General features: G+C 45.1%; 10 protein-coding genes and 1 pseudogene. 1 reads left to right on the forward strand and 10 read right to left on the reverse strand.

What is annotated here, in order from left to right; genetic code table 11:
* Nucleotides 1-34 precede the first annotated feature (34 nt).
* From AB4180_RS01135 to rnt, 3 genes are all read right to left on the reverse strand, one after another.
* On the reverse strand, nucleotides 35-1,378 hold the full coding sequence (locus AB4180_RS01135; RefSeq protein ID WP_241909254.1) for a response regulator: 1,344 nt from the start codon (nucleotides 1,376-1,378) through the stop codon (nucleotides 35-37).
* A 261-nt stretch (nucleotides 1,379-1,639) separates the two neighbouring features.
* The gene (locus AB4180_RS01140) at nucleotides 1,640-2,965 is read right to left on the reverse strand and encodes a Na+/H+ antiporter family protein (protein ID WP_012603527.1); all 1,326 of its coding nucleotides are present in this window, start codon (nucleotides 2,963-2,965) and stop codon (nucleotides 1,640-1,642) included.
* 65 nt (nucleotides 2,966-3,030) lie between these two features.
* Nucleotides 3,031-3,675, reverse strand: a complete 645-nt coding sequence (gene rnt, locus AB4180_RS01145) for a ribonuclease T (RefSeq protein ID WP_102249330.1) — start codon at nucleotides 3,673-3,675, stop codon at nucleotides 3,031-3,033.
* Nucleotides 3,676-3,863: 188 nt separating this feature from the next.
* On the opposite strand from rnt, the gene motY reads away from it, so the two are divergent.
* Complete coding sequence (motY, locus tag AB4180_RS01150; RefSeq protein ID WP_065677932.1) at nucleotides 3,864-4,745, forward strand: flagellar protein MotY; 882 nt, start codon at nucleotides 3,864-3,866, stop codon at nucleotides 4,743-4,745.
* Nucleotides 4,746-4,843: 98 nt separating this feature from the next.
* Here motY and AB4180_RS01155 read toward each other — a convergent pair whose 3' ends face one another.
* From AB4180_RS01155 to AB4180_RS01185, 7 genes and pseudogenes are all read right to left on the reverse strand, one after another.
* Entirely contained in the window at nucleotides 4,844-5,278 is a 435-nt protein-coding gene (locus tag AB4180_RS01155) for a DUF2753 domain-containing protein (protein ID WP_004734047.1), read from the reverse strand.
* A 189-nt stretch (nucleotides 5,279-5,467) separates the two neighbouring features.
* A complete protein-coding gene (gene gloA, locus AB4180_RS01160) occupies nucleotides 5,468-5,884 on the reverse strand; it encodes a lactoylglutathione lyase (RefSeq protein ID WP_004734046.1) in 417 nt (138 codons plus the stop codon).
* Nucleotides 5,885-6,015: 131 nt separating this feature from the next.
* The gene (nth, locus tag AB4180_RS01165; RefSeq protein ID WP_010437137.1) at nucleotides 6,016-6,651 is read right to left on the reverse strand and encodes an endonuclease III; all 636 of its coding nucleotides are present in this window, start codon (nucleotides 6,649-6,651) and stop codon (nucleotides 6,016-6,018) included.
* Between the two features lie 206 nt (nucleotides 6,652-6,857).
* Entirely contained in the window at nucleotides 6,858-7,550 is a 693-nt protein-coding gene (locus AB4180_RS01170) for an electron transport complex subunit E (protein ID WP_017088559.1), read from the reverse strand.
* Nucleotides 7,550-8,179, reverse strand: a complete 630-nt coding sequence (rsxG, locus tag AB4180_RS01175) for an electron transport complex subunit RsxG (RefSeq protein WP_012603532.1) — start codon at nucleotides 8,177-8,179, stop codon at nucleotides 7,550-7,552. Before rsxG ends, AB4180_RS01170 begins: the two co-directional genes overlap by 1 nt.
* A gap of 14 nt (nucleotides 8,180-8,193) precedes the next feature.
* Nucleotides 8,194-9,240 carry an electron transport complex subunit RsxD gene (gene rsxD / locus AB4180_RS01180; protein WP_102249331.1) on the reverse strand — a complete coding sequence of 349 codons (1,047 nt, stop codon included), beginning with the start codon at nucleotides 9,238-9,240 and terminating at the stop codon, nucleotides 8,194-8,196.
* A pseudogene (locus tag AB4180_RS01185) lies at nucleotides 9,240-9,965 on the reverse strand (electron transport complex subunit RsxC); the annotation flags it as partial. The gene rsxD and the pseudogene AB4180_RS01185, both read right to left, overlap by 1 nt.

A 9,965-nucleotide genomic window follows, 5' to 3' on the forward strand; every position in this document is an offset into this window, starting at 1 on the left:
TCGTTTGCTTGCTGATTTTAGAGTATCGCCATGCTTAACTAACGGCAGCCAAAGGGGCTTTAGTTAGTGTGGGGAGTGAAAAATTATCAGCTTGCTGCAATGCCATACGTTGAAGTAGAGCAAGGTTCGTGTGATCCGCTTTTAAATGAACGTCAATTTGGCGCTTTATTTGAACGACTTTGTCTTGTAATCCTAAGGCTTGATAACACAGCGCCAACAAGAAGAACGCGTCGACATCATTGCCTGAAAACTCGTTTATCGAAATACTCTCAATGCACTCTGTTGCAACCTCATGTTGATCGAGTTGAATCAGTTGTAAGGTACGACAAAGCTTTAGAAGCGGCTTGCTCAATGCGTAAGACTTTTCAGAGTGAGAAAGCCTCTGCCAAGTGGCTTCAGGTTTCCAAAGTGTTAGTTCTTCGTGGGTGAGCGCCAAACTATCCGCCCATAAGATGAGTGCTCGCTTACCTGTAGAATCCCAAACTGAGTGAGGAATGAGTTGTGCGAGAGATTTGAGATGTTGGGTCGCTTGTGTGACATTTTTATCTAGCAACTGCAGCCAGACCATGGTGTTGGTTAACTCAATATTACTGCTGTTCACGGTGAGTACTTGGTCAATCAGTTCGCTCGCGGAATCTAAATCACTGGTATTGAGACAGATCTTGACCTTAAGTTGCTGAAGTTTGATATTGCGAGGGTTGCTTTCTATTAGACCATCGATTTGACGGAGTGCGTCGTGATAGTGCTGCTTGAGGATATGTATTTCAATGAGCTTAACTTTAGCGGGCAGGTAATCATGGAGCTGCAAAAGCCCATTCAACATGGCTTGTGCGTCATCGAGTTGTTGGCTTTTTATCAGAATATTCGCCATATAAATAATGGCATCTTTCAGTGTCGACGGGTCAGGGGCTTTGCCAAAGAGTGGCTTTACCGCATTGAGGCCATTCTTTAAAAAGGCCTGCTCTAATGTCGAAAAGTATTGCTGCCGAGAGAGTGCGGATGTGACTCTTTTTATGATGTCATCTGCACGTATTGGCTTAATCAAATAACCATCAGGTTCTAAGTTAGCATAACCAAAGAAGGTATCTTGGCTGTCATTGCCAGTGACGATAAAGACGATCGTTTGTGGCCTGATTAATTCTTTTTGCTGCAAGAACTCAAGCAACTGCAAGCCATTGCTTCCTGAGCCTAAATCGTGGTCAACTAATAAGATGTCGAATCGATGTGCGCGACAAGCCTCAATCGCGTTTTGTGCATTGGATGCGCTAATCACATTGTTGTTAGGCACGCCTAACTTGATAAGTAGTGCGCGGGTAGCACTTTGAATGACGCTGCTGTCATCAACGATGAGGTAGCGCGATCGGGCGAGTATATCCATATAGTAGCCTTCTGACGTATTGAGCCTTGCCACTTTGTCGTCTATGAATTAGCGGCTTATTTATTAAACACTTAAGTGTAGGAGTGAATTCAATGAATAGCCACAAGTTGCACATCAATACGTACGGAATAGTGTATAGGGAGTGATGTTGGTTCAGAAGGTTAGCGTGTTTCTAAAGTTAGAAATAAAAGGGGAAAGATACTATATACAAAAAAGACCGCACGAGGCGGTCTTTATAAAAGTGAGCGTAGGATTCTTTAACTACAGAACCATAGCTGCAATCCAACCGAATACGATCAGTGGGATGTTGTAGTGTAGGAACGTCGGTACTACGGTTTCCCATACGTGCTCGTGTTGACCATCAGCATTAAGACCCGATGTTGGACCTAAGGTTGAGTCAGAAGCTGGAGAGCCAGCATCACCAAGCGCAGCAGCTGTACCTACTAGAGCGATCGTTGCCATAGGTGAGAAACCAAATGCTGCTGCTAGTGGAACGTAGATAGTTGCAAGGATTGGAATCGTAGAGAACGAAGAACCAATACCCATAGTTACCAATAGACCAACAATTAGCATAAGCAGTGCCGCTAGAGGCTTGTTGTCACCGATGCTGGTTGAAAGCGCTTCAACCAAAGATTCAACGCCACCTGTTTGCTTCATTACCGCTGCAAAACCTGCCGCTGCAATCATGATGAAACCGATCATTGCCATCATGTGAACGCCCTTAGTGAAGACATCGTGTGTCTCTTTCCAAGCGATTACACCACCGAAGGTGAATACCATGAAACCAGCCAAAGCACCGATGATCATAGAACCTGTCGATAGTTGAACCGTTAGTGCAGCAACAATACCCGCAGCAGCCACTAGGATGTGCTTCTTGTTGATCTCTTTCACTTCGGTTGAAACAACAGTATGAGACGTTTCTTTGTATTGACGTGGCTTACGGTAAGTAAAGAATACTGCTGTAAGAAGACCAAAGATCATGCCTGCAGCCGGTAACAACATCGCCATTGGTACTTGGCTTGCTACTACGTTTTCAAGACCGTTGTCGTGAAGGTTTTTAAGCAGGATGTTGTTTAGGAAGATGCCACCAAAACCGATAGGTAGGACCATATACGGAGTAATCAGGCCAAAAGTAAGTACACACGCAACCAGACGACGATCTAGGTTCATTTTTGCGAATACGCCTAATAGAGGTGGGATTAAAATTGGGATGAAGGCGATATGCACAGGAATCACGTTTTGCGAAGACATGGTCACTAAGATCAAAGACGCAAGGATGCCATATTTTAGACCATTAGATGCCGCACTGTTCTCTTTGCCGTGAATGCGCTTAATGACGCTTTGAGCAAGTAGATCTGTGATACCAGAACGAGAGATAGCAACAGCAAAGGTACCAAGCATTGCGTAGCTAAGTGCGATAGTTGCACCGCCACCTAATCCACTTTCGAACGCTGCTACAGCATCGTTCACACTCATACCAGAGGCTACGCCACCGATAATTGCGCTGAACGTGAGAGCCACGACAACGTTTACGCGCATCAAAGCTAAAACAAGCATGATGCAAACTGAAATTACAACAGGATTCATATTATTCTCGGGATGTTGTGTTTTTTATGAAGGCAATACGAGTGAACGTTTACCGACTCTATTTGTTATTCTTCGTCAACAAGAGGCCAACCACCAAGGGCTTTCCATTTGTTTACTATGCCGCAAAATAACTCTGTGGTTTTTTGCGTATCATACAAAGCAGAGTGTGCTTCTTTGTTGTCAAATTCCATCCCCGCAGTGCGGCAAGCTTTAGCCAAAACGGTTTGACCGTAGGCAAGACCACTAAGGGCTGCAGTGTCAAAAGTTGCAAATGGATGGAAAGGGACGCGTTTAAGCTTACAACGCTCACTTGCTGTATTAACGAAGTTTAAATCGAACGTAGCATTGTGAGCGACCATGATTGCGCGACTGCAATCTGAAGCTTTTTGTTCTTTTCTCACAAGCTTGTAGATTTCTTTAAGGGCTTCTTGTTCCGACACAGCACCACGTAATGGGCTAAATGGGTCTTTAATTCCGTTAAAGTCTAATGCTGCCTGCTCTATATTTGCGCCTTCAAAAGGCTCAATGTGAAAATGAAGCGTTGATGCAGGGTGCAGATCTCCGTTCTCATCCATTCTTAGTGTAATGGCACAGATTTCTAATAATGCATCGGTTTCAGCGTTAAACCCTGCGGTTTCCACGTCGATGACCACTGGGAAATAGCCACGAAAGCGTTTTTTAAGGGTCAGAGCTTCGTTTTCTACAGTCATGTTAGCCCAAATATGTGTGATTAAGGCAGCATTATTGCAGATAATAGCAGTGATAAAAACTAGGGAAGGGCAATAAATCATAAATTAGCCGACCTATTTCGGCTTGATAATTGCATATTCAAACGTGATGGAAAAATGCGGCAATTGGCTGCATTGTTAAACGAATTGCTTAAGAGATACTCCACTTTATGAAGAAACAACTCATAACAGGTTCAATGCTATTTTCGCTACTTATGTCGTCATCGGTATTGGCACAAGCAAAGCGTTACGGAGCATCTCCTCTACAGTCGACGTGGGAGATGGTGGCTAACACGCCACTAGAATGTCGCTTGGTTCACCCTATCCCCAACTTCGGTGATGCTGAGTTTTCATCTCGCGCGAGTAAAAAAATCATTTTGGATTTTGAGCTTAAAATGCGTCGCCCAATGGGTGCGACACGCAATGTAAGCTTGATCTCTATGCCGCCAGCTTGGCGTCCGGGCGAAAGTGCTGACCGCATGACGACCATTAAGTTCTTCCAACAATTTGATGGCTATGTTGGTGGTCAAACCGCTTGGGGTATTTTGAGTGAGTTGGAGAAAGGGCGTTACCCGACATTCAGCTATCAAGAGTGGCAGAGCCGAGATCAGCGAATCGAAGTTGCACTATCATCGGTATTATTCCAAGAGAAGTACAATGTGTTCAGTGACTGTATCGCCAACTTATTGCCTTACAGCTTCGAAGATATCTCTTTTACTATCTTGCACTACGATCGTAACAGCGATCAGTTGAATAAGTCTTCACGTAAGAGACTCAGCCAGATTGCCGACTATGTTCGCTATAACCAAGACATCGACCTTGTGCTGGTGGCTACATACACCGATTCCGTCGATAGCAAAGGTATTAGCCAGAATCTTTCAGAGCGCAGAGCGGAATCATTAAGAGAGTACTTTAAATCTCTAGGCTTGCCAGAAGACCGTATTCAAGTACAAGGTTATGGTAAGCGTCGTCCAATTGCTGACAACAACTCGCCAATTGGTAAAGACAAAAACCGACGTGTTGTTATCTCTTTAGGTCGCACACAGGTGTAATCTGAACAATAGCTCGTTTTGAAATGACAAAGCCCGTCTTCACTGATGACGGGCTTTTTTATATTTTAAATTTGAGTCGTTGTTTAAACGTAATTTGTTTAGTTCAAGCGGAAGCGGGCGATCATTTCACAGTTGGTCGCGGTATCGATCTTTTCCACCATAGAAGCAATTTTAGGGTTGGGATGGCGTTTCATGAAATCGATAAGGGCTTTCTTACAGCAACCAATTGAGTCAATGAAGCTTGAACATTGCGTATTGGGACATTGCGGGATCAGTGTCAGTACTTTTTCTGAAGCCAATTGAAGATACTTGAGCTCGTATTCGGTATCACCAGCCCATCGCCAGAATTGCGCGAGATTGTGACAAGAGATCACCGAGATCAGTAGGCGTTCGTCAGCCTGAATATCGGTACGCTCAGTGATTTCTTCGCTTAAGTTCAGTGCTTGCTGATAGTGAAGAATACTTCGTACAGGATCGTCGAGCTGCAATGCCGTATCGGCAAGTAACGTGTGTTTTTCCCATTCGCTAATCATTGTGTTACCTCACTAATCAATAGGGGACTTAATTTAAATGATAATTATTATCATGTAAAGTTTCATCAGTGAGAATGTTGTAATAATTAGTAAAGAATATCGATTATTAATAGAGCTACAAAAAAAGCGAGCTTTATGCTCGCTTATAGTGTTTATTCCATAGCCAAATATTGCAGAGGCTACGAAGGGTTAACCTTCTAGACCAGCACTTGCTTGTTTGTTCTGAATAAGCTCAATCATGTAGCCGTCAGGATCTTTAACGAATGCGATGTGAGTAGAGCCGCCTTTTACAGGGCCCGCTTCACGTGTCACATTACCGCCTGCTGCTTTAATCGCGTCACACGTTGTGTAGATGTCATCAACTCCGATAGCAACGTGACCAAAAGCTGAGCCAAGGTCATATTCAGTCGTGCCCCAGTTGTAAGTCAGCTCAATCACAGCGCCTTGAGATTCGTCACCAAAGCCAACGAAAGCCAGTGTGTATTCGTACTCTTTATTCTCGTTCTTACGTAACAGCTGCATGCCCATTACATTAGTGTAGAACTCGATAGACTTGTCTAGATCACCAACGCGTAGCATGGTGTGTAAAATACGGCCGTTTGACATGATTTGCTCCTAGCTTTAATTATGTATACGTTTTTGTAATTCTGTTTTATGCCGCTAGAAAAATGCGGCATTGTTTAGCTTCTTAGCTTCTTAGCTTCTTAGCTTCTTAGCTTCATTCGCTTAGAGCTAGCCTAGACGTCGGTTTTTTCCTTGAACTCACACAAGTCTTCAATGATACAGCTGCCACAGCGTGGTTTACGCGCCACACAGGTGTAACGTCCATGAAGAATGAGCCAATGGTGGACATCCAGTTTGAATTCTTTTGGGATGACTTTAAGTAGCTTAGCTTCAACATCATCGACCGTTTTACCCATTGCTAGCTTAGTGCGGTTTGATACACGATAGATGTGAGTATCAACGGCAATCGTTGGCCAACCGAAGGCGGTATTTAACACTACGTTTGCAGTTTTGCGGCCAACGCCTGGAAGGGCTTCTAATGCAGCGCGATCTTCCGGTACTTCACCATTATGTAGGTCAAGCAGCATACGACATGTTTTGATGGTGTTTTCTGCTTTTGAGTTAAACAGGCCAATGGTCTTGATGTACTCTTTTAGGCCATCGACACCTAGATCGAAAATAGCCTGTGGAGTATTAGCCACAGGGTAAAGCTTATCAGTGGCTTTGTTGACGCTGACATCGGTTGCCTGCGCAGATAAGAGCACGGCGATGAGCAACTCGAATGGACTGTTCCAGTTAAGCTCAGTCTCTGGCTTTGGATTGTTTTCTCTCAAACGCTCAAGTATTTCTACTCGTTTTACATTGTTCATAGCGACATTACTTTCAAATAGTTAGGGCTTGAGTTCCGGCGAAGTTCTTTCAAACTTACTCGTTTTAAAATAACAAGTTTCGCAATGGTTCAGGCTTTATCATCGGTTACGCGCTCTTATGAGCGTCATTATTATGTGTACTTGGTCAATCTATTTACCTGCTGAGCTGTTGAGCTACTCAGCAGGATTTAAGCTACTGTAACTTATCAGGCATTGGTAACGCGAGCGCGTTCAATAGCTGGTTTTTCTTGTTTTGGCTGTCTAGATTTAGCTTGGTTGTCGATGATGTTTTTCAAAGCAATCAAGAAACCAACACCAATGAAGGCACCGGGTGGTAGCAGGGCTAACAAGAAGCTGTTATCAAATTGGAATATCTGGATTCGTAACACCGAAGCCCAATCACCAAGGAGTAGGTCTGCGCCATCAAATAGAGTTCCGTTACCAATAACCTCACGCATTGCACCCAATACAACCAGTACCGATGTCATGCCAAGCCCCATCCAGAAACCATCTTGAGCAGCAGGTAAAACTTCGTTTTTAGACGCGAAGGCTTCCGCTCGGCCAATGATGATGCAGTTGGTTACGATCAGTGGGATGAAGATACCTAAAGATAGGTAAAGCCCATAGGCGTAAGCGTTCATCAGCAATTGAACACAGGTTACTAGCGAGGCAATGATCATTACGAATACTGGGATACGCACTTCTTTTGGTACATGGTTACGAACCAAAGAAACAGAAACGTTTGAGCCGACCAGTACAAGCAAGGTAGCAATACCTAGCCCAAGTGCGTTAGTGACTGTTGACGATACAGCCAGCAGCGGACATAACCCAAGAAGTTGCACTAGGGCAGGGTTATTGGCCCACATGCCATTTTTGATCAGTGTTTTATGGTCACTCATTATTCACCACCACAATTTAGAGGTTGAGCAAGCAATGCTTGGTTGTTTTGGTTAACGTATTGAACCGCTTGTTTGACTGACTTCACGACCGCTCTTGGTGTGATGGTTGCACCAGTAAACTGGTCAAAGTCACCACCGTCTTTACGAACCTTCCAACGGTCAAGATTAGAATCTGTAACTTGTTTGCCTGCAAACGAAAGAATCCAATCACTTACACGCAAATCAATCTTATCACCCAAACCTGGCGTTTCTTGGTGAGAAAGCACGCGAGTACCTAAAATAGTACCGTCGATCTTCATTCCAACAATCACTTTAATCGCGCCGTTGTAGCCGTCTGGGGCAATCGCCTCGATCGCAATCGCACTCGGCTCACCATTGATTTTAGCAATGTAAGCCGGCATCGCTTGTTCAGTACCAAGCTCTTCTGCTTGAACCAAAGTACAAGACGAAAACAGCTCGTTGTCGTGCAGATCGTGTGGTATCACTTGGTTAAGCACAGACAGTAACTGAGCCTGTTCTTGTTGTTTGATTTGATCTTTGGTCAGGTAGTGAGTTACCGCGACCAAACCCGTCGAAGCACACGCAAAAATCGCGAGTACAAGGCCGTTTTTCTTAATTGCATTTAGCATGGTATCCGCTCCCTTTAGTGGCCGTATGTACGAGGTTTGGTGTAGTAGTCAATCAGTGGAACACACATGTTGGCTAACAATACAGCAAACGCCACGCCATCAGGGAAACCACCCCAACTGCGGATGATAAATACCAAACCGCCGATCAGAGCACCAAACACCAAGCGACCTTTGACTGTCGTGGATGCTGAAACTGGATCGGTCGCAATGAAAAATGCGCCTAGCATAGTCGCACCAGACAATAGATGAATGGTCGGTGATGCGGTTTCGCCAGGAGTGAACATCAAGAACACTAGGCTAAATAGGGTCAAGCTACCCAGAAACGCGACTGGGATATGCCATTGAATCACGCGTTGCTTGATAAGCACCAAGCCACCAATAAGGTAAGCAAGGTTTACCCATTCCCAACCCACGCCAGCTAACCAGCTAAATTGAGGTTGAGACAGAGCTTCAGAAGCGGTGTTGCCTGCCGTTAGTGCGGTTTTGAAGGCATCGAGTGGCGTTGCCATTGTGGTGCCATCAATCCCTAAACGAGCTTGCTGTAGAGATAACCCTTCATTATTGAAACCAGTAAAGATCATCAAGAATGAGTCAACAAAACTGGTTGCTTCAGCCGTTAAGCTCGCGGGAGTATTCCAACTGGTCATCTGAACTGGGAATGAGATCAGCAAAACAACGTAAGCGACCATCGCTGGGTTAAATGGATTTTGTCCAAGGCCGCCGTATAGGTGTTTCGCGATGACAATTGCGAAGAACATGCCTATCACTAGAATCCACCACGGAGAGTGTGGAGGAATCGCGACGCTGAGTAGCCAAGCGGTGACAACAGCACTGTAATCACGTAATGCCATCACTGGCGGACGTTTTCTTAGCAGCGTTACAGCGGCTTCAAAGGTAACAGCAAGTGCAATAGCAAATACTAATTGGATGAGCGTACCCCATCCAAAGAAGTAGGTTTGAGCTAGTAGACCTGGCAATGCACAAATAGCGACCCATTTCATGAGATCAGGGGTGCTTCTACGATTGTGTGCGTGCGGTGAGCTGGCGATAAAGAAGGCCACTACTCTTTCTCCTCATTATTCTTTTTGTCTTGCTCTTGCTGCGCCTTTCTTGCTTTAGCACGAGCAATCGCTGCAGCAACCGCTGCTTTTTTAGGATCGACTGGTTCTGATTGAATCTCAGCTTCCACTTCAATTTCAACTACAGGTTCAGGAGCGGTTGCTTCTGCTTCGACCTGCTGAGCTTTCTTCGCTTTAGCGCGAGCTATTGCAGCGGCAACGGCAGCTTTTTTGGGATCGACGGGCTCTTGTCGAGTTTCAGCCTTTATTTCAACTAAAGGTTCAGAAGCGGTTTCTTCAGTCTCGGCTTGCTTAGCTTGTTGAGCTTTCTTGGCTTTAGCGCGAGCGATGGCTGCAGCAACAGCGGCTTTCTTAGGGCCGCCAGAGCTTTCAGCCGGAGTTTCACTTTCGGTTTGAGCAGCTGATTCTGCTTGTTGAGCTTTCTTGGCTTTAGCACGAGCGATAGCTGCAGCAACAGCATCTTTCTTAGCGTCGCCAGAGCTTTCAGCCGGAGCTTCACTTTCGGTTTGAGTAGCTGATTCAGCTTGTTGTGCTTTTTTGGCTTTAGCACGAGCAATAGCTGCAGCAACAGCATCTTTCTTAGCGTCGCCAGTACTTTCAGCTGGAGCTTCACTTTCGGTTTGAGTAGCTGATTCCGCTTGTTGAGCTTTCTTTGCTTTAGCACGAGCAATAGCGGCAGCGACTGCATCTTTCTTAGCGTCACCTGA

This window comes from Vibrio sp. 10N.286.49.C3 (assembly GCF_041469545.1).
GTDB lineage: Bacteria > Pseudomonadota > Gammaproteobacteria > Enterobacterales > Vibrionaceae > Vibrio > Vibrio tasmaniensis_A.

Coding starts and splice junctions, on each gene's coding strand:
- AB4180_RS01140 (WP_012603527.1), bottom strand. CDS start 2,965: ATGAATCCTGTTGTAATTTCAGTTTGCATCATGCTTGTTTTAGCTTTG.
- rsxG (WP_012603532.1), bottom strand. CDS start 8,179: ATGCTAAATGCAATTAAGAAAAACGGCCTTGTACTCGCGATTTTTGCG.
- AB4180_RS01155 (WP_004734047.1), bottom strand. CDS start 5,278: ATGATTAGCGAATGGGAAAAACACACGTTACTTGCCGATACGGCATTG.
- AB4180_RS01135 (WP_241909254.1), bottom strand. CDS start 1,378: ATGGATATACTCGCCCGATCGCGCTACCTCATCGTTGATGACAGCAGC.
- nth (WP_010437137.1), bottom strand. CDS start 6,651: ATGAACAATGTAAAACGAGTAGAAATACTTGAGCGTTTGAGAGAAAAC.
- gloA (WP_004734046.1), bottom strand. CDS start 5,884: ATGTCAAACGGCCGTATTTTACACACCATGCTACGCGTTGGTGATCTA.
- rnt (WP_102249330.1), bottom strand. CDS start 3,675: ATGACTGTAGAAAACGAAGCTCTGACCCTTAAAAAACGCTTTCGTGGC.
- motY (WP_065677932.1), top strand. CDS start 3,864: ATGAAGAAACAACTCATAACAGGTTCAATGCTATTTTCGCTACTTATG.
- AB4180_RS01170 (WP_017088559.1), bottom strand. CDS start 7,550: ATGAGTGACCATAAAACACTGATCAAAAATGGCATGTGGGCCAATAAC.